Source organism: Mesorhizobium sp. B283B1A (assembly GCF_020165735.1).
GTDB classification, from domain to species: domain Bacteria; phylum Pseudomonadota; class Alphaproteobacteria; order Rhizobiales; family Rhizobiaceae; genus Mesorhizobium; species Mesorhizobium opportunistum.
Map to the genome: position 1 here is coordinate 119,435 of NZ_JAIUIQ010000013.1, position 25,266 is coordinate 144,700.

A 25,266-nucleotide genomic window follows, 5' to 3' on the forward strand; every position below is an offset into this window, starting at 1 on the left:
ATGGACTCTAGCGCGCCAGGTGAGCGTACAGTCTTGGACCTTCCCGAGGCTCTGCTGAACGGCGATCTGGCGCCGCTGTTCTGGCGACCGGAGCGGATGGATCAGCCAACAATTGCATGGCTCGGTCACACCCCGTTCGCCCACTGGTTGATCGGCGCCCAACATCCACGCGTTCTTGTCGAGTTAGGCACTCATGCAGGCGTCTCCTACTCTGCTTTCTGCTCCGCTGTCCTGAAGGGAAAGACCGGGACGCGCTGCTTTGCGGTGGACACGTGGAGGGGCGATGAGCAGGCAGGGATCTACTCCGAGGCGATATTTGAGGACTTCAAGCGCTTTCATGACGAGCGCTATGCTGAATTTTCGGAGCTGCTACGATGCACGTTCGACGAGGCGTCGACCCAGTTTGCGGACTCCAGCATAGATCTGCTGCATATCGACGGCCTCCACACCTACGAGGCCGTTCGGCACGATTTCGAACAGTGGTTCTCAAAGCTCTCGGACCGGGCGATCGTCCTGTTCCACGACACAAATGAACGACAGGCAGACTTTGGGGTCTGGAAGTTATGGGAAGAATTGCGGGGCAAATACCCCTCGTTCGAGTTTCCCCACAGTCACGGCCTAGGCGTCCTGCTGGTGGGAAAGAACCCAGCGGAAGCCATTGCCCAATTGTGCCAGCTCGACAGTGCCGACGCGGCGATTGTCCAGCGCCGAATGGAGCTCTTCGGCGATCGCTGGCGCGTCGAAGCGGCGAAGACGTTGGAAATTCAACGTCTCTCTCGCACACTGCCGACCGATGTCAGCGCACTTAACGCGGAATTAGCGGCGGCTCGCAAGCAAATCCGAGCCGGTATGCAAGCGCTGGAGAAGGCCAACACAAATCTCGTTGCAAGAGACGAGGACATAGCGGCGCTTGAACATAAGGTGCAGGAGCGCGATCAGCAGACGGCACTGTTAAATCGCGAAATCGAATTGATTCACAGCAGCCGGATCTGGCGCTATGGATCGTTCCTGCGAAGACTTGCGTCATTTCCGAATGCGGCGACTTTATATGCCGGCCGGACCATCGCGTTGCGCGCGCTCCATCATTTGGAAGGCTTGCCATTGGGCAAGCGAGTTACGGAGTGGACAATAACGGGTGATGATCCCCAGTTCGAACTTCTCTGGCGGGGCTCCCAGCCGTTGCCCCCCGGGCACTACCGGCTCAGCGCGTATGTGCCGGCCGAAGCGGAGGCGTTGACTGACGCGCGCCTTTATGTCGACAGCGGCAGGGGGTACAACGAAATCGAACGGATCGATCTGCGGTTTCGTTCGAACGGCAAAGGTCTGGCCGCGTCGACCTTCCCGCTTAGCGTAGCAGCCTCGAAACTGCGTTTCGATCCAAGCGACCGTTCCACCCAGATCACGATCGGCCGCGTCCGTTTGCGTCGGCTGGCACGGGTTGAATATTATGCTTGCCTCATCGCGAGAATCCTCGCCCGCCACGTGAAAAGCCCTGGTTCCCTCGTGCGGTCTGCCGCGCGTGGAGTAAAACTCTTGAGGCAAAGTGGCCTCCGGGGGTTTGCGGCCACCCTCCGATCAGCGGAGGCACGAGGCGCTCTGGGCAGCGTTACTTATGAAGGGTGGATTGCACTCAATGACACGCCGACTGAACAAGACGTTGCGGATTTGAGCCAGCGGTTGGCTCAGCTTGAGAAGAAGCCGCTCATTTCGGTACTCATGCCAGTCTACAATACGCCAGAGAGACTCCTGCGGGAAGCGATCGAGAGCGTCCGCGCCCAAATCTACCAGAACTGGGAACTGTGCATTGCGGACGATTGCTCGACGGAGCCGCATGTGCGGCGCGTTTTGAACGAATATGCGAAACGCGATCCTCGTATCAAGGTCGTCTTGCGTGACAAGAACGGCCATATCTCGCGGGCATCCAATTCCGCCCTGGAGATCGTCACCGGCGAGTGGGTTGCGATGCTCGACCACGACGATATTCTCCGCCCGCACGCGCTGGCCGAGATCGTTCTGGAAGTCGATCGCCATCCTGACGCCGAACTGGTCTATAGCGATGAAGACAAGATCGATTTGGAGGGCAGGCGTTATGATCCATGCTTCAAGCCGGATTTCTCGCGGGAGCTTTTCCGATCCCAGAACTATCTGAACCATCTCACCGCACACCGGGCGGAAAATATCCGCGCCGTCGGCGGCTGGCGACCCGGCTTCGAGGGCAGCCAGGATTATGACCTCAATCTGCGCGTCATCGAGCGCATTGCCCCTGAGAGAATTCGGCACATTCCGAAAGTGCTCTACCATTGGCGGGCGGTGGAAGGCTCGACGGCGCTTGACGGTTCTCAAAAGAACTACGCCTACATGGCGGGGTTGCGGGCGCTGGACGAATACGTCGAGCGCATGGGCATTCCGGCGAGAGCCGAGGAAGCTCCAGGCATACCCTGTTACCGTCTTCGATTTTTCGTGCCCGAGCCACAGCCGCTTGTGAGCCTTATCGTCCCAACGCGTGACAAGGTCGAACTCCTGCGCCGCTGCGTGGAGTCCATCCGCGAAAAGACAACTTACAGGAACTACGAGATTTTGGTGGTCGACAACGGCTCGGTGGAAGAGGAAACCCTTGCCTATTTCAGCGAGTTGAAGGAAGCGAAGAATGTTCGTGTGCTCCGTTACGACAAACCGTTCAACTATTCTGCGATCAACAACTTCGCCGTGGGGAAAGCGAAGGGATCGATCATCGGTCTTGTCAACAACGACATCGAAGTGATCTCGCCGGACTGGCTTACAGAAATGGTCTCCTGGGCCGTTCAGCCGGATGTGGGCTGCGTCGGCGCAAAGCTCTATTATGGTAATGATACGATTCAGCATGGCGGCGTGATTGTTGGCTTGGGCGGTGTCGCAAATCATTCGCACAAGCATTTCCCACGCCATCATCCAGGGTATTTTTGCAGGCTGAAGGTCCTGCAGAATCTCTCCGCTGTTACGGCAGCCTGTCTCCTGATCCGCAAAAGCTTGTTCAAAGAAGTCGGTGGTCTCAACGAGGTCGACCTGACGGTCGCCTTCAACGATGTGGACCTTTGTCTGAAAGTACAGGAAGCCGGCTACTCAAACGTCTGGACGCCCTATGCCGAGCTTTACCACCTTGAAAGCGTCTCTCGCGGCGTTGAGGATGCTCCGGAAAAAATGGCGCGTTTCAACAGTGAAATTGCGTATATGCAAAGGCGGTGGAAAAAGATCATCGAGCGTGATCCCTTCTATTCGCCGAACTTGACAAAAGCGCGCGAAGATTTCTCGCTAGGCTGATACCGGAAAGAATAGCAATGGCCGAATTCCATTTCGTCGAAGACTACGAAAAGCACGTCGCGAGACTCATGCGCGATCATCCGATCGACGAGGCGATGTCGCTCGCCGTCGGTGGCGCCTATGACATTATCGGCCGCATTGAAGCCGAAGCCCTCGTCAAGAACGGCTTGCGCGACGGGATGCGCCTTGCCGATGTCGGCTGCGGTTCCGGGCGCACGGCGGTTGCGCTCGCAAGACGCTTGCGCATCGACTATGACGGTTACGATATCGTTCAGGCTTTGCTCGACTATGCCAGGAGCAAGGCACCCGAAAAGTATAGGTTCCACATGAACCGAGCGGTGAAACTCCCGGCCCCGGACGCAACATTCGACTATGTGTGTGCCTTCAGTCTGTTTACCCACCTTCTGCACGAAGAGACCTTCATCTATATGCGCGACTGTCACCGTGTGCTGAAGAAGGGCGGCAAGCTGCTTTTTTCTTTCCTGGAGTTTCGCATGGCCGCCCTCTGGTCCATTTTTGAGGCGACTGTGAAACAATACGAGGCGAGTACTCGCCCGACTCTCAACATGTTCCTTGAACGCCAGGCCATTGAGGTCTTCGCGGCCAAGATCGGCTTTAGTGTGGAGGCATTCATCGACGCCGACGCTCCGGTTCTCGATGGGCATAAGCTCGGCCAGTCTATGTGCGTGATGGTGAGATAAAGTCAGATGCGATTATTTCAAAAGCCTCGCCCAGCGCTACCACCGCGCACGAAGAAAATCACTTCGGCGTTGAACCTTGCCGGAAAGGGTATCGAATACGGGCCTTTGCACGCGGTACTTTTGCGAAAGGCGCACTATGACGTTTCCTATGTGGACTATGCCGACCGCGCTTACTTGGCCGAGCACTATGCCAACAATCCTGACGTCGATGTCAGCCTAATCCCGGAGATCGACATAGTCACCGGCGGCAAGCTGATTTCTGAATTTCTCCCGGAAGAGTCCATCGACTATGTCGTGGCATCGCATGTAATGGAACATGTGCCTGACTTGCTTGGTTGGCTCGAATCGAATCTGCGTGTACTCAAGCTAGGCGGTCGGATTGCCGTCGCCTTTCCGGACAAGCGCTACTGCTTCGACCTGAAACGAAAAAATAGCACGATTTCTGACGTTATGGCGGCTTACTTGGAGAAGCGCACAAAACCTAGCTTCCAGCAGATTTGTGATCACTTCTGGAATGTTAGCAAGGCCAGGGCGGCGGATTGTTGGAAGAAGTCAACCACTCCCGACAACGCAGAATACGTTCATGACAGAAGGACCATCGTCGATACACTTCGAAAAATGGGGGCAAGGGAAGACTATATCGACTGCCACTGCTGGGTTTTTCCTGACTTCAAATTTCTTGAAACAATGAACGTGATAAGGTCCGTTCACAACGTTGGATTCGAAGTCGTATCGTTTTATCCGACTCAACCAAATACTTTGGAATTTTACGTGACTTTTGAGAAAATTTAAGAGTATTCGCATAATATTTGGAGTTGGTAGGTAACAGTGAGGCGATCGATGGCGCGCTTCGTGTAGTGAAGACAAGGAGCGATTATACCGATTGCGAACCTAGCCAAACACGGGGGTGTGTAGGCAAAATGCTGCAATATGATAAGATATTCTTTCTACATATTCCAAAGACTGCGGGCAGCGCTTTTAACCATATATTCAAACCGCTTTTTGGCCCGGATCGCTATTTTGAGCATATGGAGAGTCAGCCAGAGCTATTTCTATCGGTGCAACAGGACTGTCGCCCCTTCTTTCTGTCTGGGCATGTGTACTTTGAGGCTGCGTGTCCGCTGATCGAGAGGTCCGATGTCTTCACCGTCACCATCCTGCGCGAGCCAGTAGCGCAACTCATTTCACATTTGAAATGGGTAAAGTATGTAGGCAGCCCAAAGTACCCGGATCCGAACGCCATAGATGCCGAGATTTTGGAGTTTGCGCGGGAGCTTTTTCAAGTACCTCTCAATGACACTGAGAGAATCGCCGGTTTTTTGGATCGTCCGCTAGGATTAATGCTCTTTGACAACCTGCAGGTGCGGTACTTGTCTGATCCATTCGTTCCGCGGATCGGTCCAGTGCAAAGAACAAAGGCAGAAAACAATATTAAAAAATTCGATTTATTATTTACATTGGATGATATGGAGAAGGCTCTAGAGAATTTGGCCAATAAATTTCCTGGAATTGGAGATATAAATCTATATAATTCGGCCAAGATTGAGGACGAAGTAGATTTGGGAAACGTAGAAATTTTCGAATTCTACCACCGGCGCACCGCATTTGACCGGGATCTCTATTCTGCTGCTCGAGAATTTTCGCTGAAGTTTCATCTTTCGGCAGCAAAGCCCAAAATGCGCTGGTTTTCAAAGTTTGCCTTGGGCAACTGGCCCTGAAACGGCATCGCTCAGGGCCGGGAAAGCTCTTATTTTCGCGCCACTAGAGCTAGCGCCGGTCCATTTGGGTGTGCCGGATGGTCGAATTCGATTGCTTCCACTGTGAAGCCGGAATCGGTGATGGCCCTCATCAGGGAATCTCGGGTAAGCCAAAATGCCCATGGCTTTCCGCCGCCGCAGAAGCCGGCCCAGTTGAGTGCTTCTTCGTAGTTGCGTCTGCACACGGTGTATGAGTTACCGTTGACTTCGATCTCGTACGGCTTCTCGAACTGCTTGGCCAGATTTTCTCGGGTGCGGCGTAGCGAGTCGTCGTAGTAGTGCGTCCAAAGGAAGATCGTATCGGACACCCGAGCAATGTTGCCAAGAAATTCAACGGGGTCGGTCATATGATACAGTATGCCCGACGCCACGCATACATCGAAGCGTTCGCTGGTTTCCGACAGATACTTCATCGCGTCGCCGTAGAGAAATCGGGCACGACTGAGGTTGAAGATTTCCTTGACGCAGAGGCATTTTAGGTAGGATCGCGAATTGGCTTCGACAGCGAGTATCGATTCCGCACCTGCTTGATGCATCATGTAAGTGTGTCCCGCCTCCAGCGGTCCGAGCTCCAGAATGCGCTTGCTGGCAAATCCGCCAATGGTTTTCGAAAGCCAGTCGATGCGGGCGTCTTCAAATAGGGCCGCGCTCCCGGGCGTCGTCGTCGCGCCGGCCGTCGCCGGAAATTTGGACGACCACTCGCCTTTGAAAATATCAATTACATTCTGACTGCTTGGCGCCGTCGTCACGTACGCGTCTAAGATATCCATTTGGGTTCCTTTTTTCGAATGCTAGACGGATTGTAGCGACTTGCACAGGCTGCCCGTAGGCTTCTGAAACGGCGCAGCGTTCGCCGAACCCTTGTCTCATGCCGCAGCTCATTGTTGCGCCGTGTTGGTGGCTCTTGCGACCGATCGCCGTTTCAGGTTTCTCGCCAATGCGAGTGGTGTGATCTATCCCGCGACTCCAGGCTCTCTGAGAACGCATGAAACATTGAGCTCTTTTACAACCGAGGGCTGGCTGTCGGAAACCGGGTCAAGCCGAAACTCATTCTTGAAGCCGTGTGGTTCGATCACGAGGAACCGCACCGCATTCCCATTGCCTGCAGCAATTTGCCGGGTGCGGCTGTTGGCTTCGGAGAAGGTCGAAGCGCCCCACGGAACATAGAAGAGCTGGACAGTCGTGGGGTTTTCAACACCCACGGTGCTATCTACGCGGACTGCCAAGCAGTGATGAAGGTCACCTGCTTGCCCGACCGAAAAAGCCATCTGAACATCCTTGCCGGCGGACAGATTCAGTTGATTGCCAGGGCGGGTCTCGGCTTTCGCGTTGCTCACCGTGACGCCGTCAATTGGCTTGCCCAGCACGTTCCAGGTCGGGTTGCCGGGAGCACGCTCAAGCAGGTCGGGCGGAAAGTAGCGTATGAATGACGCCCCCATTTTCACCGCGTTTGCGTACGCCAGCGTCATGTCGCGAGGATAAAGCGTCGGACAATCGATAGGCCCTCCGATGAGCAGCTTCGCATGTAAACACGCGCCGTTTCGAAGCGTTAGATCAGATGTCTGCCGAAAGTAGGAAGCGTGGGCAAAGACTCCTGCCGCCATGGTGAACACGACGACGCAACTCGTTGCCACCACCGCAACGATGCGAATTGCCCCCATCTTCCTCGGCCACAGCATTGTCGCCATAACGATGGCGCCCGCAAACACCCAGGGCCAAATCAATGTCGCCCAAAAGAAGTGAAAGCGCGCGAAGCCAAAGGCGAAGAGTTGCAAAGGGGTGGATATGTTGGCGGGGCGCAAATCGCTTCGACCGGCGGCGACCATTAGAAGGTAGAAAAATACCGAGGCGAACAAGAGGAGGGTGATCAATCCGGAACGGGCAGGAACCGAATGCCGCGTCTCCGCCGTCTTGACATTGCGCAGGCCGGCTATTGCGACCGTCACGGCAAGGGCCATGCAAAGCAAGACGACCAAAAGAGATCGCAACGGATCCGAACCCGCCAGCATGAGACTGCGGCCTACCTTGCCGAACAAGTAAAACCAGAACTCGGGGCTGTTCGGCAGGGACCAGGGCGTTCCTGTATGCACTTGGCCATGTTGGACGAATACGAGGACGTAACCCTGAACGATGACGGTAATGACGGACGCGCAAAACAGCGCAACTCCGTCAGGAATCAAATCACCAAATGCGCGCCGATTAATCGCGATGCAGACAATGAGTGTGGCGGCCAATGCGAGTAAGGAGAAAGCGCCGGAAGTGTAAGTCAATCCCGAAAGAATGCCCATCACGAACAAAACGAAAGAGCGAACGGGCCACGGCCAGGGGCTTACGACTAAAATGTAAACTGCACCAAGAATGAATATCAGCGGTACAGCTTGGTGATAAGCTATGTTTTGTCGGCCCCAATAGCTATCCGACTGCAGCATAAGCAAAGTGAACGCAAAGGCGCAAGCTGTAAGCAGTCTATCGTCGAGAGCGGACTTGAGGAGGGTCCATTGCAATAAAAGGAGGAAACCGAGGGTAGTTGTCATGGAAAGTAGTTGATCTACAACAGAATTTCCTTTGAAAATCATAAAATTAAGAGACTCAAGAAATTTGCCAACGGCGTATAGAGTGTCGTTTGCCGGTGTAAAAAGATATTTAAGACTAAAAGATCCTGATGTTCCGTCAAAGTAGGCGCGCCAGTCATCAAAATATGGAAGGTCTATTCCATAGTTAACCCACTGAACTGCCATCCAAACGAGGCAGGCAATCGGGATGGCGATAAAAAGGGCGATAATGATACGCTCTGCCGGTCTCGGCGTGTGGTGAGGTGGGCGCATGGCATGGGGGGCTACTCCCAGCATGAGGTCCGCCGTTTGAGGCCCGACAGAACGTTTCATCGTTGTCTGCGCAGTATCCATCGAGAAACCAGGAAGTTGAGAATTGTCGTGAAGGCGAGCGTTGAAAAGAACGCCACCGTTCGGCTTTGCAGCAGTTGTTCGAGAAAATGAAGAGTTGCCAACCCGACAACAAACACGGCGGCGACCGAACCGCCGATCGCCAGTCGGTCCGCCAAGCCCGTACGGCCTCCGGGAAAGACACGATCGGGATAAAACGTCATCACAAATACGAGGCCTACCAACCAGGCGAGGCCGTAAGACAAGCTCGAAGTGAGCACGGTGAGGCCAGCGAAATATACGATACTGGTCAGGGCGGTGTTCAGGCCGCCGGCAACGAGGAACCGGGCAGCGTCTCCACCAATTCGATCAGCGGCCATCCTACCTGACCGTATCCAGGAAATCCGTGTAGTCCCTGATGTAGTCGTCGGCATCGTAGGGATGCGAGGCCATGACCAGGAGCACCGTATCCGGCTGAAACTTGTACTGAATTCCCCAGACGCCGGGCGGTATGTAGAGCCCGATAGACGGTTCGGTCAACGAAACCTCTTTCCTGTCATGGCCATCGTCCACGACAACCGAGAGACGGCCGTGAGCAGCGATAAGGAACTGGTGGCACTCGCGATGCGCGTGCTCACCCCTGACCTTGTCGGACGGCACGCCGTAGACCAGGAAAGACCGCGCCGGCTTGAACGGCAGGTTCAAACCGAACTCCAGCGGTGCGAGTTCGCCGCGCAGGTCGCCAAAATGCGGCAGCCGCCAGAGTTCGCTGCCGCCGACCGCAAGCGACATTTTCTCACCGACCGTGCCGGGGAAGGTTTGCGTGACGGCTGGCACGATCCGCGGGCCGGTCTGGTAGCCGATGATGATGGCGGGATTTCCGACCACAACAGCATTGGCAGGCACGTTCTTGGTCACCACGGCGCCGGCGCCTATCATCGCATGACGGCCAATGATGACGCCCGGCAGGATTGTCGCGTTGGCGCCGATCGACGCCCCGTCCTCGACCGTCGTCAGCAGGAACGCTTCGGGATATTCCTTGGAGCGCGGGAAGCGATCGTTGGTGAAGGTCGCGTTCGGACCGACAAACACGCTATTGCCCAGGCGTACGCCATCCCACAGCTGGACGCCGCTCTTGATGGTCACATCATTGCCGACGACCACATCGTTCTCGATGAAGACGTGATCGCAGATATTGCAGTTCGAGCCGATCACGGCGCCGGGGAGGACGTGGGCGAACGCCCAGATGCGTGTCCCGCTGCCGATTTGAGGGCTTTCGCAGATGCCGCGTTCATGCACGAAAAATGGCTTGTCGGTCATTTGGCTGTTCCGTCAACGACACGGCTGATGATCCTGAGAGGGCGTGACTTGGTGTTTTCAACGGCGCGCCAGAGATAGCAGCCAAGAATGCCCTGAACCAGGAGACTGGCCGACCCGAAACCGGTGATGAGCAGCACCAACGTCGTGTATCCAGCAGGGTCGATGTTGCCGAGCAGGCGCGCAATCACGGTAACAATTGCAAACAGAAGGCTTAGCACGCAGCCTGCAAAACCTAACCAGAGTGTGAGCATGATCGGAAAATCAGAGAACGATAAAATACTGTCCATCATGTATCGGAACCGCCGTGCCATGCCCCAGGCGCTTGTTCCGTGCTCTCGTTCGCGGCGACGGTAGGGTACGAATTCACGCCTGAAGCCAACCCAGAACAGTTGCACCACAAGCGAGCTGTTCGGCTCCTCGATCGACAGGATGGCCTCCAGCACTTGGCGGTTGCAGGCGAAAATATCCACGCCGCCGCTCGGCATGCTTGGCAGGACGAGCCTGCGGTAGGCGGCCCAGAAAGCCTTGGACAGAAATTTGGTCAGGGGTGGATCGCTACGCCCGGTGCGCTGCCCAAACACCACGTCGGCTTCATCCTTTTCCAGTTTCGAAAAGAATTCGACGATCAGTTCCGGTGGTTCCTGCAGGTCGGCGGCCATGGCGGCGACCTGGTCCCCTGAGGCATGTTCGAGCCCGGTTCGAATGGCGGTGAACGAGCCAAAGTTCCGGCTATGGAAGATGATCTTGTAGTCATAGCCCGAGCCTTTCAATTCCTTGACCAGGAGAGGGCCGGATTCGTCCGGCGATCCGTCGACAACGAAGACGAACTCGATGTCACCTCGATATCTGGAATGGAAATTGGCGACCGCCTCCAGAAGGGAAGGGATGTTCGCCTGATTTCGATAGATCGGGAAAACGATCGAACGTGTTGTCACATTGCCTCCCATTCGCGGAGGGCCAAGCACACTTGCTCTATTTCGTCACTCGTCATGTCGGGATAGCAAGGGACGGAGCAGAGACGGCTGACGCTGGCTCTTGAAACGGCGAGATTTTCCGTACCCTTCATCGGCAGATCGGCCCAGCCGATCTGGTCGCAGTCCAGCACGGGATAGTGAATGTCGGTGTCGACCCCGCGCTCTTTCATGAACGCTCGGAATGCATCCCGGTCGTCGCAGAGCGCGACGGCGAGGTGCGCGACAGCGCCGTCGCCACTTTCCAGGAATTGTGCTCGGCGCCCGGCGCTCGATTTATACCGGCTGAGGATGGCGCGCCGGTGCCCGTTGCGGATATCCACATCGCCCAGCAAAACGTCCAGTATCGCGGCTTGAACCTCATCCATGCGAGAGTTGCGGCCGTTGGGCACGCCGACATGATATTTTGAACTCCAGCCATATTGCTGCAACTGCCGTATGTGCGCGGCGGCTGACGCGTCAGGGGTGAGAACAGCGCCGCCGTCACCCATGGCCCCGAGATTCTTGGTTGGATAGAAGCTGAAAGTGGAGATATCTCCCAGTGAACCCGCAACTTCGTTTCTGATCCTTGCCCCGTGCGCCTGCGCGCAATCCTCCACAATTGGAATGTGCGAGAGGCCAGCCTCGGCAAGTCCGGCCCTCATGGCTCGGACATCGACGACGCCACCATAAAGGTGGGTGACGACGATCGCAGCGGTGTCTGCGTTGGCTGCTTTCAACACGGACTGAACGTCCATGAGCTGGCTAGCCGGTTCGATGTCGACATAATGCGGAATGAGGTCGTTGTGCCAGCAGGCGCAGCTAGCATAACCCCCTGCATTGGCCGCGATGATGACTTCGCGCCCGCGCGAGCTGTTGCGCCTGATGACAGCGGCCAAGGCAAATTCAAGTGCATCGGTGCCATTGGCGACAAGGACACATTCCGAAACACCTATATACTTGGAAAAATTTGCCGCAAATCTCTTGCCCGCCACGCCGTTGAGCCACCATCCGGACCGCAGCGTGCTCGCTACTTCACGCTCGATTTCAACCTGATAGCGCTGATACAGGCGCTTCAGATCATTCATCGGAACGGAGTCTTGTTTCGTCATGCGTCAGTCTCGCTATCCGATACCCGCGAAAAGGATTAGAGCTTGGCTGGCTTTCCAGCACGCTTAACCGGCTCTGTCGTGAACGATTCGATCCGACCGCTCCTGAGCGTCATTTTTTTCGTGCAGACGCTTTGGATAAGGGCCTCACTGTGGCTGGCCAGAACGACGATGCCGGCCTTTTCCGCCAGTTCATCCATGCGCCTTTTGGCCTTGGCCTGAAAAGAGGCGTCGCCGGCGCCGATCCACTCGTCCATCAACAGAATCTCGGGATCAAGCGCGGTTGCCGCCGAAAAGGCCAATCGCGCGGCCATGCCCTGGCTGTAGGCCTTGAATGGCAGGTCGATGAAGTCCCCGAGCTCGCTGAAGGCGATGATATCCTCCATCTTCTCTTCGATCTCGGCTTCCGTCCATCCGCTGATCAACCCACGCAACACGATATTCCTGCGCCCGGTGGCCTCGCGGCGAAAGCCTATGTTGATATTGAAAAGAGCGTCGACCTTGCCTTCTATCGCGACGCTTCCGCCCGATGGTTCGTAGATCCCGTAGAGCACCTTGAGTAGGGTGGTCTTGCCGGCTCCGTTCGGGCCAACCAGGCCCAGCCGGTCGCCGGCCTTCAACTCGAAGCTTATGCCGTCGAGCGCCTGCACAAACTGCTTTCTGCCCGAGCTCTCGATCCTGCCGCCTGGCCCACCCACGCGCCGGTCCGGCGCGGAAAGCGTCAGCTTCTCGTGGAGCTTGTAAACAAGGCTAACGTTGTCCAGTTTGATAGAAACCATCGAAGACTCAGATGATGAAGATGACTTGCTTGCGGTACCGGCCAAGCAGCAGCAATGCAATCATCCATATAGCCAATGACACGATGATCGTTACGGTGAAAGCATGAGCTGGAAATTCTCCAGTCATGATCGGCAAACGGACGATCTCGAGGAAATATGTAAACGGATTCCATTCGTAGGCGTATTTTTGTATGGGATCTTGCCCATTATACACCCAGAAAACGGGCGTGAAGAACATGCCAACCCGCAACAAATTGCCAACAATGAACTGACTGTCAGGAAAGAAGGCCCCAAGAAAAGCGAAGACGGTGATAAGGGCCGGTGTGGCGAACAAGATCAGGAACAATCCTGCCAACGACCAGAGCCATGGAGTAGCGACCGGAGAGCCGCTCAAGAGCAGAATGACAAGGCAACCAGCGATCGCATAGCCTGCCCGGATGGCAGACTGCAATGCCAGCCGCATCACATATACAAACAAAGGCAGCGTCGTGCCTTCGATGAAGCTCTCTTCGCGCTGGAACAGCGACACGCTCAGGGACATGACCTCCATCAGGTAGAACCATACCAGAAGGCCGATCGCGACATAGGCAGCATAGCCCGCGGCATCCTTGCCGGCAGGTTGGAACACGAAAACGAACGTGCCCACGAACGCAACGTAGTTGACCAGCAGCCAAAGCGGTCCGAGAGTCGTGCGTCTGTGCTGGTCGCCGATGTCCTCCTGGGCCAGCGCAACCCAGACCCTGTGCAGCCGCATGGCCCTGGAGATGTCGTCAAAAGCGCCGTTTAGTGCCGCAATCATCGTCTGGGGTATCGCAATCTGTCGTTCCGGCGCATTACTCTTCGCTGGCCATAGCGAACCACCAAGCCCCTCTCTAATAGCCATTTCGAAGAGCATATGGCAACGCATTGCGTCGTAACGAGGTCGAGAGCAGAGTCAACCGCGGCAAAATTGGATACACGCTCACGTTGCGGCAGTGTGCAAATCGCAAGGCTGGCCACAGGCTCGGCAACAACCATTCGGCAACAGGGCGTAAATCTTACTCTTATTCACACGCTCTACCCAAAAAACATCTAGCTATACCTCCCGGCCCGCAGTATGCGATACAACACGGCGGGGGCCGGGGATGGCACTTTGAGGGAGTGATCGGTCACGAATAATTTTCGTGTTCGCACTCTGTCGGTGCTCATGTTCGAGAGCCTGGAGTCTAGTGCCGCCCAATGAATTCTCCCCTTGTATTCGGACTCAGGCCCGAAATGCGGCGTGGCTTCATCATGGTCCAGGACGTGGTCATGGTCCTGGTCGCGGTGGCGCTCAGCCTCGTTCTTTCGCGGTCGAATCTTTCGTTCGAGGCGCTGTCGCTCGAGGGCCTTGTCACCTGGGCGAGCATCGTTCTCATCAGCCACCTGCTGTTCAGGTCCTGCGGCCTCTACACCACGGTGTGGCGCTTCGCCTCGACGCCTGACTTCTTCAACATCCTGAAGAGCTGCGCGATTCTGACGTGCGCGCTTTATGCCGTTTCGCTGGTGGTTCGTTTCTTCGAGCCCGTGGCGGGCCTCAACGAGCGCCAGTTCATCGTCTTCTTCCTCGTTTCCTTCACCATCATCTCGGCGCCCCGGCTGTTCTACCGCTTCCTGCGCGATGGCGCGAGCTGGGGGATCTTGAACCGCAAGACCGTCAAGGCGCGGACCAAGCAGGCGTTGTTTGTCGGCCGGCTTGGGGAAGCCGACCTGATCATCCGCTTCACGCGCACGGCCGAGCCCGCCGACCATTCCATCGCCGGCATCATGGCGACCGAGCGTGACGCGCCCTTGGGCACGCGCATTCAAGGTGTGCCCGTGGTGGCGACCCGGCCGCGCCTCATCGATGTGCTGGAGGATTACACGAGCGGCACCCAGAGCCTCGATCTGCTGATCTTCGGCAGCGGCGCCGAGCACGAGATCGAGGAGTATTCCGAGCTTGTTCGCGTCGCCCGGCAGGGTGACATAGCGGTCGTCCAGTTCTCGGGGCTTTCGCAACTGGGCCAGGAAGGCAAGCTCGTCCTCGATGCCGTCGAGATGGAAACGATCCTGCGCCGCCCCACGGTGCCGTCCGATATCGAGCGCATCGGCGCTTTCGTCGGCGGCAAGCGCGTCCTGGTTACCGGAGGCGCGGGCTCCATCGGCCGCACGCTGGTCAAACGGTCGCTGGAACTGGGGGCCGAGGCGGTTCTGGTCGCCGACAATTCCGAGTTCGGCATCTTCCAGTTGAGCCAGTACGTCAACGAGAAGGACCATGATCGCCTCAAGGTCCGCATCGTCGACGTCGCGGACCGGCGCCAGATGACGCGCGTCGTCACCGAATTCAAACCGGACATCATCTTCCATGCCGCGGCCCTGAAGCACGTCCCGCTGCTCGAGGAAAACTGGGAATCCGCCATCCAGACCAACGTCTTCGGGACGCTTGTCTGCGCCGAGGTCGCCGCCAAATGCGGTGTCGCGCAATTTGTCCTGGTGTCGAGCGACAAGGCCGTCGATCCGACATCCGTGCTTGGCATGACGAAGCGGGCCGCCGAACAGATCGTCAGCGGCTTGCATGGAATGCCGGCCGGCGAAGCGGGCGGGCGCCGCGCCGCCACCAAGTTCATAGCCGTCCGGTTCGGCAACGTCTTTGGCAGCAATGGTTCGGTGGCGACCATATTCCAGGCCCAGATCGAGGCTGGCGGGCCGGTCACCATTACGGACCGGCGCATGACGCGTTATTTCATGACTGTCGCCGAAGCCGTCGATCTCGTCATCATGTCGGGGGCCGATGCCGCGTCGCGGCCGGCCGGCCAGGATTACGCCGTCTACATGCTCGACATGGGCAAACCCGTGCCCATCCTCGAAGTGGCCGAAACGATGATCCGCATGTCCGGAAAGAGCCCCTACACCGACATTCCAATCCGCTTCACCGGCATCAGGCCGGGGGAAAAGCTCCACGAAACGCTGCACGGTGAAGACGAGGAATTGGTCGAACTCAGCATTTCGAAGATTTTTGGTCTTAGCACCGATGTCGTGCAATGGTCGGATGTCCACGCCGCGCTTGCCGCGCTGCAGCAATCGATGAAGAGCCAGGACAAGGCAGCCTCGCTCGCCGTGCTTGCCGATCTCGACCGTGCGACGAAGGCAAGGACGAACGTATCCCAGGACATGATCCCGAAGACGGCCGGGCAGGCGAGTTAGTGGGTAAGGCAGATCCGCGCATCGCGGTCCTGATGGGCACGAAGGACGGCGCTGCTTTCATCGACGAGCAATTGCAGTCCTTGGCTATGCAGTCGCACCCTTTGGTCGATTTATGGATATCCGACGACGGCTCGGTCGATGGCACGATCGCCATCATCGAGGCTTGGAAACCCCGCTGGGCAAAGGGTCGAATGACATTGCTTGATGGGCCACGGCAAGGCTTCGCCGCCAATTTCCGATCGATGATTCTCGACCGGCGCATCGACGCGGATTGCTATGCCTTCAGCGACCAGGACGATATCTGGGAACCGGACAGGCTGGAAAGCGCCGTCCGCTGGATGCAGGGGTTCGACGCGGGAAGACCGCTGATGTTCTGCTCGCGAACCGCGACCATGACCGAAACGGGAAGCCTGGTCGGCCGTTCGCCGCTGTTCAACCGGCCGCCGTCCTTCCGCAACGCACTCGTCCAGAGCATCGCTGGCGGCAACACCATCTTGCTCAATCGCGCGGCGCGCGATCTGCTGGCAAGGGCTTGCGCGCGGACCGGCTTCGTCAGCCACGACTGGTGGGCCTATCTGATTGTCACCGGCGCCGGCGGTGTCGTCCACTATGATCCGCGGCCGCTGGTGCGCTACCGGCAGCATGCGGCAAACCTGGTTGGCGCCAACGTATCGTGGCAGGCACGGGTCTCGCGGCTTGGCCGCCTGTTCAAGGGCGAGTTTGCCGGCTGGACCGATCTCAACCTTGACGGCCTCGCCGCCAACCGCGACCTCCTGACGCCCGATGCGGCGGCGTGCCTCGACCTGTTCGCAAATGGTCGCCAGGGCACCCTTTTCCAGCGCCTGCGTGCTCTGCGCAAAAGCGGCGTCTATCGACAGACTTTGGCCGGGACACTCGGGCTCTATCTCGCATTCGTCCTGGGTCGCATCTGAACATCGAATGACTGCGTGGCGCGCTTGGTCAAGAGGCGACCTCATGCTACGTCGGCCGGATGACGGGCTGCGCTTGGGCACGCCCAGGATAGCTTTGGCAGAGAGTATGATCGGCCGTTCATGAAGGCAGCCAAGAAAATCCTCGATCTCGCCGGCGCGGCTTTGCTGTCGATTGTCACTCTTCCTGTGCTGTTGCTCGCTGTCCTTGCCGTCCGGCTATCGTCGCCCGGTCCGGCGATTTTTTCGCAGACGCGTGTCGGTCGCGGTGGCGTCCTGTTTCGCTGCCACAAATTGAGGACGATGTACCAGGGAACGCCGTCCTTGCCCTCGCACGAGGCGCCCGTAGGCGCCGTGACATCGGTCGGCAAGGTCTTGCGGAAATTCAAGCTCGATGAGCTGCCGCAGTTCTGGAACGTTCTGCAGGGCGAGATGAGCCTGGTCGGGCCGCGTCCCTGTCTGCCGACCCAGACCGAATTGATCGAGTGCCGCAGGCGGCTGGGCGTTTTGGAGGCGCTTCCAGGCATTACCGGCCTTGCCCAGATCCGGGGCATCGACATGTCCAACCCGCACCTACTGGCCGAAACCGACGCTGCCTATCTCAGGACCGCGTCGCTCTGGCTCGACCTTCGGATTCTGTTTGGAACACTCTATCGCAACGCAGGCGATTAAGTGTTTCCAAGCCGCGCTATCGCGGCCAATCGCTCCAGCGTGGCGGCTTCCGGCAGCCAGCCTTCGGATGCGAGCAAGGAAGGATCGCATATCTGCGTCGCGGTCATGCTTTCCCAGATCATGCGCTTGCCCAGCAGGACCGCGGCTGCCCGCATCGGCCCGGCCGGCACGGCCATCAGGCGCGCCGGTCTTCCGAACCCTCTGCGAAAGGCGCCGACGATGGCCGCGACCGAAACCGGCGCCATATCGCTCGCACCATAGATCGGGCGAAGCGGTTCCGGATGGCTCAGCAGGTGCCACACCGCTGCTGCCGCCGATGACAATGACAGCAGCGAGCGGTTTCCCGTCAAGGCGCCTGTCGGCAGCGGCAGGGCGGTATCGGCCAGCCGCATCAGCGTCGCCAGGTTTCCTTTCATGCCGGGGCCGTAAACCGGAGGCAGCCGCAACGCGGCGGCGTCGGAACGGCCGTGCGACGCATAGGCGTCGCGCACCCTGATCTCGGCTTCGCGCTTCGAACGTCCATAGGCGCATTGCGGGTCGGGGATGGTGTCCTCGTCGATCGTTGCGCTGACACGGGCGCCGATCACGGCCCGGATCGAGGAGAGGTGGATGAAGCGTCCGCTTGCCTGCTCGGCGCTGGCTTGCGCCAGCCGTGCGCTCAATTCCGCATTGGCCGCCAGGAAATCGGCCTCGCTGGCGTTGCCCTGGTCGTTGTTCAGGCCCGCGCAATGAACGACGTCGGTGACATCCCTGGTCAGCGCCAGAAAAGCCGCGGCCGGCGCATCGAAACCGGGCATCGGCACGGCTTCGGACTTTGGATCAAGGCTCTCCGGGTGGCGGGAGGCGAGGCGAAGCTCGACGCCGGCCTCACGAAGCTGACGGACCACCTGACGGCCGATGAAGCCTGTCGCGCCTGTGACCAGGACTTTCATTGCCTTTGCCCGGAACGATTAATGATTGGCGGATGGAAGCGCCGGATCTTCCATCCCTGGCGAAAGCGCTTCTTTCGCCGCTGGCTGAAGGGTTTTTTCCGCCGCGGGTGGAAGCCCTTGGTTCTCCACCAAGGGCGCGAATGCCTGGTCTTGCGGCAATGGAGCCTGGCTGCCTGAGGCGAGATATGTTCCCGACACCAGGAAGACCATCAGCACCGAATCCAGAATGTCATGGCCGATCAGGATGCCGGTCATTCCGGCGCAGAGATAGGTGATCACCGTGACGGCAATCATGGTGGCGCCGAACCGCTCGATCGGATCGCTGCTGATCCGCAGCACCAGGGCGGCATTCCTGGCGGCAACCACAAAGATCGCCGCCAGCGCCACGGCGCCAAGGGTGCCTGCCTGCACCAGGGCCGTCAGGAAGCCGTTGTGGAAATGATTGAAGCCCAGCGGCAACGCGAACTGGTTCTGGAAGCCCTGGCTTATCAAGAGCTGCGTCGCACCGACCCCATGCCCGAACAAGGGCATCTCGCGGAATGCCTTGAGGCCGATCTGCCAAAGGGCGACGCGTATTCCCACCGAAGTGTTGTAGTCGCCGTGGCTGCCAAGCGCACTCAAGTCGGAGCGGAGAAAGTCGAGGCGCCCGGATATCGTCTGGAAGCCGAAAGCGGCGATGACGATGCCGACCGCTACCGCCAGCAGCAGCAGGCGAACGACATTGCGCCCTCTCACCCTATGCTGGTTGATCAGCAGAACGGCGATGCCGGCGATCAGCAGCGCCAGCCAGATGATGCGGGTGCCGGAGTAGACGATGGCGATCGTTCCGCCAAGCGCCGCGCAGATGAGGGCGGTCCTGTGCCTCTCGACCCCCGACAGGGCGCCGGCCACACAGACCATAACCGCGAGGCACAGAACCTCTGCAAACACGATTGCATTTCCGGATCCGCCCTCGGCACGCATGCCAAACCAATATTGCTGGAAGATCGCCAGCAGCAGCGCGGCAAAACAGGCCGCCATGCTGCAGAGCACGATGATGCGGACGAGCGTTGTTTTCTGCGTGATGCTCCAGGTCGAGTAGGAAATGGGGAAAAACAGGAAGGTGATGAGCGGGATCAGATGCGAGGCATCCCTGACGATCGCATTGTTGACGATGGAAGCCGCGAGATTGGCCGCGCAATAGGCATAGAACGCAACCGTCAGCGCCATCATAGCCGGGTCGATATTGAAGCGTCTTCTCCTGGAGGCGATCAACAGGACGGACCACAGGCCGCCGCCATTGAACACGAAGCTGACCACCGATCCCAGGACCGGTGGAAAAAAGAAACAAAGAATGGAGAAGTAGATATTGATCTGCGAAGGCGTGAATTGCCTTTTTATGGACGAAAGCGCGTTCAATTTGGGCTCGCTGTTTCGAGAAGCTTTATGCGGCACATTTTGTCTGGTGGAACCGAATGTGCGCGCCTCGAAATTGCCCATGCTTCAAGGCGCATCTTGCCGCTTCCGGTGGTGGTATAGCGGCTGAGCGCCTTTTTCGATAGTATGCCCGGTCGATTGCCACTGAAAATCGGCAACCGCGACGATCGGTGGAGGGCTCTCGGAGCGTCGACCCGCCAGCTTTCTCCAGGCAATATTTTTCCTGCGTTTCCTCAGCCGGAGATACGGCAAGGAGAAATTTCCGAGTTTTGGCGGAACCATGGAAAATTCATTCTCGAACCGACAGCTGCCCGGCTCGTCTTGCATTGTTCTGGGCCGCGCCGATCTGCTAGAACGCCCGCACGAAACACTTTGTCCAGAAGCGAAGCTTGAACCGGGCGCAGAAACCCGATGATTTGGCGCAAGGTCTTCTGTCGGAAAGCACGAGAGAACGCTCACAGTCCATGACAATAGCGCTTACGCATCTGCAGCGGCTTGAAGCCGAGTCCATTCACATATTCCGCGAGGTTGCGGCCGCCTTCACCAAGCCGGTCATGCTCTATTCGGTCGGCAAGGATTCATCCGTGCTGATGCACCTGGCGATGAAGGCGTTTTATCCGGCCAAGCCACCATTCCCGTTTCTCCATGTCGACACCACCTGGAAGTTCCGCGAGATGATCGCCTTTCGCGATCAGATGGCGCAGAAGCTCGGCTTCGATCTCCTGGTCCATGTCAACGAAGACGGCGTGCGCGACAACATCAATCCGTTCGATCATGGGTCCAACACCCATACCCATGTGATGAAGACCGTGGCGCTGCGCCAGGCGCTCGACAAATATGGCTTCGATGCCGCTTTTGGCGGCGCCCGTCGCGACGAGGAGAAGTCACGCGCCAAGGAGCGCATTTTCTCCTTCCGCAATGCCCAGCATGTGTGGGATCCGAAGAACCAGCGGCCCGAAATGTGGAAGATATTCAACACCCGCATCGCTTCGGGTGAATCGATCCGCGTCTTTCCGTTGTCGAACTGGACCGAGCTCGACATCTGGCAGTACATCCTGCAGGAGAATATCCCCATCGTGCCGCTCTATTTCGCCAAACAGCGGCCGGTCGTGGAACGCGACGGCATGCTGATCCTCAAGGACGACGAGCGCATGAAACTGCGCCCCGGCGAGGTCGTGGAGGACCGGCTGGTGCGCTTCCGCACGCTGGGCTGCTATCCGCTGACCGGCGCCATCGAGTCGGATGCCGACACGCTCGAGGCCATCGTCGGCGAGATGCTGACGGCGCGCACCTCCGAACGGCAAGGTCGCCTGATCGACCGTGATGAAGCCGGGTCGATGGAAAAGAAGAAGCGCGAGGGGTATTTCTGACCATGCGCCACATCATGGCAAAGAGCCTCGCCCCGACCGACGGCGTCCGCGACTATCTGGCCGCGCAGGAGAAGAAGTCGCTGCTGCGCTTCCTGACCTGCGGTTCGGTCGATGACGGCAAGTCGACGTTGATCGGCCGCCTGCTGTCCGACACCAAGCAGATCTTCGAGGACCAGCTCGCCGCGCTCGAACGCGATTCGCGCAAGCATGGCACGACCGGTGACGACATCGATTTCGCGCTGCTGGTCGATGGGCTGGAGGCCGAGCGCGAGCAAGGCATCACCATCGACGTCGCCTACCGCTTCTTTGCCACGCCGAAGCGCAAGTTCATCGTCGCCGACACGCCCGGCCACGAACAATATACCCGCAACATGGCGACCGGCGCCTCGACCGCTGACCTGGCGATCGTGCTGATCGATGCCCGGCAGGGTGTGCTGCGCCAGACCAGGCGCCATTCGATCATCGCCTCGCTGCTCGGCATCCGCCACATCGTGCTGGCCGTCAACAAGATCGATCTCGTCGATTTCGACCAGGCGGTCTTCGACCGGATCGTCGAAGACTACCGGCAATTCTCGCGCGCTCTCGGCTTTCAGACCATCGAGCCGATCCCGATGTCGGCTCGCTATGGCGACAACGTCAGCCGCCGCTCCGAGAACATGCAATGGTATTCCGGTCCGACGCTGATCGAGCATCTTGAGACCGTCTCGGTCGAAGAGGCGGCCGTCGAATTGCCGTTCCGTTTTCCGGTGCAGTACGTCAATCGCCCCAATCTCGACTTTCGCGGCTTTGCCGGCACGATCGCGTCCGGCGCCATTGCGCAGGGCGACGAAGTCGTCGTCGCCAAATCCGGCAAGTCCTCGCATGTCAAACGCATCGTCGCTTATGGCGGCGATCTCCAACAGGCGGTGGCCGGGCAGGCCGTCACGCTCGTCCTCGACGACGAGGTCGAGGTCTCCAGGGGCAACATGCTGGTTTCACCGGCCACCCGGCCGCAGGTCGCCGATCAGTTCGCCGCCAACATCGTCTGGTTCGACGAGCATGCCCTGCTGCCGGGCCGCTCCTATATCCTGCGCACCGAAACCGATCAGACCAGCGCCACCGTTACCGATCTCAAATACCGCATCAACGTCAACGACTTCGCCCACGAGGCTGCCAAGTCGCTTGAAATGAACGAAGTCGGTATCTGCAACATCTCGACACGGGCGCCGATCGCCTTCGACCCCTTTGCCGAGAACCGCACCACCGGCGCCTTCATCCTGATCGACCGGATCAGCAATGCGACGGTTGGCGCAGGCATGATCGTGCACTCGCTACGCCGGGCCGAAAACATCCACTGGCAGTCGCTCGATGTCGGCAAGCGCGTGCGCGCCGACATGAAGAACCAGCGGCCCGCCGTGTTCTGGTTCACCGGGCTTTCGGGCTCCGGCAAGTCGACCATCGCCAACCTGTTCGAGAAGAAGCTGTTCGCCACCGGCCGCCATACCTACATCCTGGACGGCGACAATGTCCGTCACGGTCTCAACCGCGATCTCGGTTTCACCGATGCCGATCGCGTCGAGAACATCCGGCGCGTCGCCGAGGTGGCCAAGCTCATGGCTGACGCCGGTTTGATCGTCATCGTGTCCTTCATTTCGCCGTTCAGCGCCGAGCGGCGAATGGCCAGGGAGTTGATGGCCGACGGTGAATTCATCGAAGTGTTTGTCGATACACCTTTCGACGAATGCGCCCGGCGCGATCCGAAGGGCCTCTACGCCCGCGCGCTGAATGGCGAAATCAAGAATTTCACCGGTGTCGATTCGCCTTATGAAGCGCCGGAGAATCCGGAAATCCATCTGAAGACGCTCGGCAAATCGGCTGAAGCGATGGTAGATACCCTGGAACACTGGCTGAACGAGCGTGACATTGCCGAAGACCAATATGACAGCGGCGGCGGCATCTGACGACAGGCTGATGCTCGAGACCTTCGAACGGCTGGCCCTGGCGGCCGGGCGCGAGGTCATGCGCGTGTTCCACGCCGGCTGTGCGGTCGACCAGAAATCCGACGCCTCGCCGGTAACCGAGGCGGATCGCGAGAGCGAGAAGATCATTCTCGCCGGCCTGCGCAGCGCATTCCCCGACATTCCCTGTGTGGCCGAGGAGGAAGCAGCGGCTGGCGTCATGCCGGCCGAACTTGGCGATGCCTTCTTCCTCATCGATCCGCTCGATGGCACCAAGGAATTCGTCAACCGCCGCACCGATTTCACCGTCAACATCGCGCTTGTCCGCCATGGCGTGCCGGAGGTCGGCGTCGTCTTCGCGCCTTGCACCGGCCGCTTCTTTTCCGGCTTGCCGGGCAGGGCGGAAGCTCTCGAAGTCGACGGCGATTACCAGATCGTCGCGCGCCGGCCGATCTCGGTGAGGACGGCGGCGATACCGCTGGCCGTGGTGGCCAGCCGCTCGCACAACACGCCGGAAACCGAGGCCTATATTCGCGACCTCGGCGCCGCCGAGATCGTCTCGGTCGGATCGTCCCTGAAATTCTGCCTTCTCGCCAGCGCCGAGGCGGATGTCTATCCGCGTTTCGGCCGCACCATGGAATGGGACACCGCGGCCGGCGATGCGGTGCTGCGGGCCGCCGGCGGCACGACGCGCACGCTGGACGGAAAGCCCTTGGCCTATGGCAAGCGCAATCAAGCCGATGACGCGGATTTCGCCAATCCGCATTTCATCGCCAGCGGCAGGGCAGGGGCGAGCCCCGCCTGAGAACTGCCGATTAGCCGAGACTTGCAGCTTACTCGGCTGCGGCCTGCGCCGAGTTGGAGCCGACATAGTTGCGGATCGTCTCGATGATCCGGTCCTGGTCGGCTTCGCTGAGATAGGGGTGCATCGGCAGGCACAGGATTCGCTTTGGCAGGTCCTCCGAGACGGCAAGACCGGTTGGCGTGCGCGGGTAGTCGCGATAGGCGATCTGATCGTGCAGCGGCTTGACATAGTAGATGACCGACGGAATCCCCTTTTCGCTCAGATGCGCCCTCAGGCCGTCGCGCTTGGGCGTCTCGATCGCGTATTGCGCCCAGGCCGAACGGCTGCCGTCCAGGTTGCGGGCGGCCGTGACGATATCGCCAAGCCCTTCGGCGTAGCGCTTTGCCACCGCCTGGCGAGCAACCATCTCGTCTTCCAGGATGGCGAGCTTTTCGATCAGGATCGCCGCCTGCAGCGTGTCGAGCCGCGAATTGATGCCGACGCGGATGTTGTCATATTGCGTCTCGCCCTTGCCATGGAAGGCGAAGGAACGCAGCTTGTCGGCCAGCGCGTCGTCGTTGGTGAACATCGCGCCGCCGTCGCCGTAGCAGCCAAGCGGCTTCGCCGGATAGAAGCTGGTCGAGCCGACATGGCCAAAGGCACCGCACATCTTGTCGCCAAGCGATCCGCCCATCGACTGGGCGGCGTCCTCGATCACCAACAGCCCTTCGCGGTTGGCGATCGCCATGATGGCATCGTAATCGGCGGCAAGGCCGAACAGGTCGACAGGGATGATCGCCTTCGGCTGCAGCCTGCCTTCCTTCTTGATCATGGCGATGGCCGCCTCGAGACTGGCGATATCGATATTGTAGGTTGCCGGATCGACATCGACGAAGACGGGCTCCGCCTTGGCCAGCGCCACCACTTCGGCGGTGGCGGCGAAAGTGAAGCTCGGCACGAACACCGCGTCACCCGGGCCGATGCCGGCGGCAAACAGCGGCAGCAGCAGCGCGTCGGTGCCGTTGGCGCAGGCCACGACATGCTTGGTGCCGACATAGGCGGCAAGCTTGTTTTCGAATTCGGTGACCTGTGGCCCCAGTATATAGCGGCCCTCGTCGACGACACGGTCGATGGCGATCCTCAGCCGGTCGCGGATTCGTTCGCGCTGCGCGCCAAGATCGATGAACTGCATGTCGGCCTCAAAAACGGTTTGACCAGGCGATTTAGCCA

21 protein-coding genes are annotated in these 25,266 nt (G+C 58.8%); 10 read left to right on the top strand and 11 right to left on the bottom strand.

Translation table 11 applies throughout. The features are described 5' to 3' along the window. Positions 1–33 precede the first annotated feature (33 nt). The 4 genes from LB577_RS13845 (at position 34) to LB577_RS13860 (ending at position 5,716) form a co-directional block, all read left to right on the top strand. Positions 34–3,297, top strand: a complete 3,264-nt coding sequence (locus LB577_RS13845; RefSeq protein WP_224687102.1) for a glycosyltransferase — start codon at positions 34–36, stop codon at positions 3,295–3,297. 17 nt (positions 3,298–3,314) lie between these two features. Further along, complete coding sequence (locus tag LB577_RS13850) at positions 3,315–3,998, top strand: class I SAM-dependent methyltransferase (RefSeq protein WP_224687103.1); 684 nt, start codon at positions 3,315–3,317, stop codon at positions 3,996–3,998. Positions 3,999–4,004: 6 nt separating this feature from the next. Beyond that, positions 4,005–4,790, top strand: a complete 786-nt coding sequence (locus LB577_RS13855) for a class I SAM-dependent methyltransferase (protein WP_224687104.1) — start codon at positions 4,005–4,007, stop codon at positions 4,788–4,790. Positions 4,791–4,918: 128 nt separating this feature from the next. Beyond that, positions 4,919–5,716 carry a sulfotransferase family protein gene (locus LB577_RS13860; protein WP_224687105.1) on the top strand — a complete coding sequence of 266 codons (798 nt, stop codon included), beginning with the start codon at positions 4,919–4,921 and terminating at the stop codon, positions 5,714–5,716. Positions 5,717–5,745: 29 nt separating this feature from the next. On the opposite strand, the gene LB577_RS13865 is transcribed toward LB577_RS13860, so the two are convergent. The 8 genes from LB577_RS13865 to LB577_RS13910 form a co-directional block, all read right to left on the bottom strand. Further along, positions 5,746–6,525: a class I SAM-dependent methyltransferase gene (locus LB577_RS13865; protein WP_023777244.1), complete on the bottom strand. Its 780-nt coding sequence runs from the start codon at positions 6,523–6,525 to the stop codon at positions 5,746–5,748. 183 nt (positions 6,526–6,708) lie between these two features. Beyond that, positions 6,709–8,640: a hypothetical protein gene (locus LB577_RS13870; protein WP_224687106.1), complete on the bottom strand. Its 1,932-nt coding sequence runs from the start codon at positions 8,638–8,640 to the stop codon at positions 6,709–6,711. Next, on the bottom strand, positions 8,637–9,017 hold the full coding sequence (locus LB577_RS13875) for a hypothetical protein (RefSeq protein ID WP_023777246.1): 381 nt from the start codon (positions 9,015–9,017) through the stop codon (positions 8,637–8,639). Before LB577_RS13875 ends, LB577_RS13870 begins: the two co-directional genes overlap by 4 nt. A gap of 1 nt (position 9,018) precedes the next feature. Continuing rightward, complete coding sequence (locus LB577_RS33270) at positions 9,019–9,957, bottom strand: WxcM-like domain-containing protein (RefSeq protein ID WP_283257740.1); 939 nt, start codon at positions 9,955–9,957, stop codon at positions 9,019–9,021. Beyond that, positions 9,954–10,892 (bottom strand): glycosyltransferase family 2 protein, encoded by a 939-nt coding sequence (locus LB577_RS13895; RefSeq protein ID WP_198023947.1) that lies wholly within the window; start codon positions 10,890–10,892, stop codon positions 9,954–9,956. The genes LB577_RS33270 and LB577_RS13895 overlap by 4 nt, the downstream gene beginning before the upstream one ends. After that, positions 10,889–12,019 (bottom strand): DegT/DnrJ/EryC1/StrS family aminotransferase, encoded by a 1,131-nt coding sequence (locus tag LB577_RS13900; RefSeq protein WP_023777249.1) that lies wholly within the window; start codon positions 12,017–12,019, stop codon positions 10,889–10,891. Before LB577_RS13900 ends, LB577_RS13895 begins: the two co-directional genes overlap by 4 nt. A gap of 35 nt (positions 12,020–12,054) precedes the next feature. Beyond that, complete coding sequence (locus LB577_RS13905; protein WP_023777250.1) at positions 12,055–12,795, bottom strand: ABC transporter ATP-binding protein; 741 nt, start codon at positions 12,793–12,795, stop codon at positions 12,055–12,057. A gap of 7 nt (positions 12,796–12,802) precedes the next feature. Next, positions 12,803–13,690, bottom strand: coding sequence for an ABC transporter permease (locus tag LB577_RS13910; protein ID WP_224687107.1), 888 nt, complete (start codon positions 13,688–13,690; stop codon positions 12,803–12,805). 359 nt (positions 13,691–14,049) lie between these two features. Between LB577_RS13910 and LB577_RS13915 the strand changes: the two genes are divergently transcribed. The 3 genes from LB577_RS13915 (at position 14,050) to LB577_RS13925 (ending at position 17,597) form a co-directional block, all read left to right on the top strand. Next, the gene (locus LB577_RS13915) at positions 14,050–15,996 is read left to right on the top strand and encodes a UDP-N-acetylglucosamine 4,6-dehydratase (protein ID WP_224687108.1); all 1,947 of its coding nucleotides are present in this window, start codon (positions 14,050–14,052) and stop codon (positions 15,994–15,996) included. Beyond that, positions 15,996–16,928 (top strand): glycosyltransferase family 2 protein, encoded by a 933-nt coding sequence (locus LB577_RS13920; RefSeq protein WP_224687109.1) that lies wholly within the window; start codon positions 15,996–15,998, stop codon positions 16,926–16,928. Before LB577_RS13915 ends, LB577_RS13920 begins: the two co-directional genes overlap by 1 nt. Positions 16,929–17,048: 120 nt before the next feature. Next, positions 17,049–17,597: a sugar transferase gene (locus tag LB577_RS13925; protein WP_023777253.1), complete on the top strand. Its 549-nt coding sequence runs from the start codon at positions 17,049–17,051 to the stop codon at positions 17,595–17,597. On the opposite strand, the gene LB577_RS13930 is transcribed toward LB577_RS13925, so the two are convergent. Together LB577_RS13930 and LB577_RS13935 are read right to left on the bottom strand one after the other, a co-directional pair. After that, entirely contained in the window at positions 17,594–18,529 is a 936-nt protein-coding gene (locus LB577_RS13930; RefSeq protein WP_224687110.1) for an NAD-dependent epimerase/dehydratase family protein, read from the bottom strand. The genes LB577_RS13925 and LB577_RS13930 overlap by 4 nt on opposite strands. Before the next feature lie 18 nt (positions 18,530–18,547). After that, the gene (locus LB577_RS13935; protein WP_224687111.1) at positions 18,548–19,828 is read right to left on the bottom strand and encodes an O-antigen ligase family protein; all 1,281 of its coding nucleotides are present in this window, start codon (positions 19,826–19,828) and stop codon (positions 18,548–18,550) included. A 581-nt stretch (positions 19,829–20,409) separates the two neighbouring features. Between LB577_RS13935 and cysD the strand changes: the two genes are divergently transcribed. The 3 genes from cysD to cysQ are packed head-to-tail and all read left to right on the top strand — an operon-like array spanning position 20,410 to position 24,057. Next, positions 20,410–21,315, top strand: coding sequence for a sulfate adenylyltransferase subunit CysD (gene cysD / locus LB577_RS13940; protein ID WP_249490925.1), 906 nt, complete (start codon positions 20,410–20,412; stop codon positions 21,313–21,315). 2 nt (positions 21,316–21,317) lie between these two features. After that, positions 21,318–23,255 carry a sulfate adenylyltransferase subunit CysN gene (gene cysN / locus LB577_RS13945; RefSeq protein WP_224687112.1) on the top strand — a complete coding sequence of 646 codons (1,938 nt, stop codon included), beginning with the start codon at positions 21,318–21,320 and terminating at the stop codon, positions 23,253–23,255. A 10-nt stretch (positions 23,256–23,265) separates the two neighbouring features. Further along, the gene (cysQ, locus tag LB577_RS13950; protein ID WP_224687133.1) at positions 23,266–24,057 is read left to right on the top strand and encodes a 3'(2'),5'-bisphosphate nucleotidase CysQ; all 792 of its coding nucleotides are present in this window, start codon (positions 23,266–23,268) and stop codon (positions 24,055–24,057) included. 28 nt (positions 24,058–24,085) lie between these two features. Here cysQ and LB577_RS13955 read toward each other — a convergent pair whose 3' ends face one another. Continuing rightward, complete coding sequence (locus LB577_RS13955) at positions 24,086–25,228, bottom strand: DegT/DnrJ/EryC1/StrS family aminotransferase (RefSeq protein WP_224687113.1); 1,143 nt, start codon at positions 25,226–25,228, stop codon at positions 24,086–24,088. Positions 25,229–25,266: the final 38 nt, after the last annotated feature.

Coding starts and splice junctions, on each gene's coding strand:
- LB577_RS13850 (WP_224687103.1), top strand. CDS start 3,315: ATGGCCGAATTCCATTTCGTCGAAGACTACGAAAAGCACGTCGCGAGA.
- LB577_RS13855 (WP_224687104.1), top strand. CDS start 4,005: ATGCGATTATTTCAAAAGCCTCGCCCAGCGCTACCACCGCGCACGAAG.
- LB577_RS13860 (WP_224687105.1), top strand. CDS start 4,919: ATGCTGCAATATGATAAGATATTCTTTCTACATATTCCAAAGACTGCG.
- LB577_RS13865 (WP_023777244.1), bottom strand. CDS start 6,525: ATGGATATCTTAGACGCGTACGTGACGACGGCGCCAAGCAGTCAGAAT.
- LB577_RS13870 (WP_224687106.1), bottom strand. CDS start 8,640: ATGAAACGTTCTGTCGGGCCTCAAACGGCGGACCTCATGCTGGGAGTA.
- LB577_RS13875 (WP_023777246.1), bottom strand. CDS start 9,017: ATGGCCGCTGATCGAATTGGTGGAGACGCTGCCCGGTTCCTCGTTGCC.
- LB577_RS33270 (WP_283257740.1), bottom strand. CDS start 9,957: ATGACCGACAAGCCATTTTTCGTGCATGAACGCGGCATCTGCGAAAGC.
- LB577_RS13900 (WP_023777249.1), bottom strand. CDS start 12,019: ATGACGAAACAAGACTCCGTTCCGATGAATGATCTGAAGCGCCTGTAT.
- LB577_RS13905 (WP_023777250.1), bottom strand. CDS start 12,795: ATGGTTTCTATCAAACTGGACAACGTTAGCCTTGTTTACAAGCTCCAC.
- LB577_RS13910 (WP_224687107.1), bottom strand. CDS start 13,690: ATGCTCTTCGAAATGGCTATTAGAGAGGGGCTTGGTGGTTCGCTATGG.
- LB577_RS13915 (WP_224687108.1), top strand. CDS start 14,050: ATGCGGCGTGGCTTCATCATGGTCCAGGACGTGGTCATGGTCCTGGTC.
- LB577_RS13925 (WP_023777253.1), top strand. CDS start 17,049: ATGAAGGCAGCCAAGAAAATCCTCGATCTCGCCGGCGCGGCTTTGCTG.
- LB577_RS13930 (WP_224687110.1), bottom strand. CDS start 18,529: ATGAAAGTCCTGGTCACAGGCGCGACAGGCTTCATCGGCCGTCAGGTG.
- cysD (WP_249490925.1), top strand. CDS start 20,410: ATGACAATAGCGCTTACGCATCTGCAGCGGCTTGAAGCCGAGTCCATT.
- cysN (WP_224687112.1), top strand. CDS start 21,318: ATGCGCCACATCATGGCAAAGAGCCTCGCCCCGACCGACGGCGTCCGC.
- cysQ (WP_224687133.1), top strand. CDS start 23,266: ATGCTCGAGACCTTCGAACGGCTGGCCCTGGCGGCCGGGCGCGAGGTC.
- LB577_RS13955 (WP_224687113.1), bottom strand. CDS start 25,228: ATGCAGTTCATCGATCTTGGCGCGCAGCGCGAACGAATCCGCGACCGG.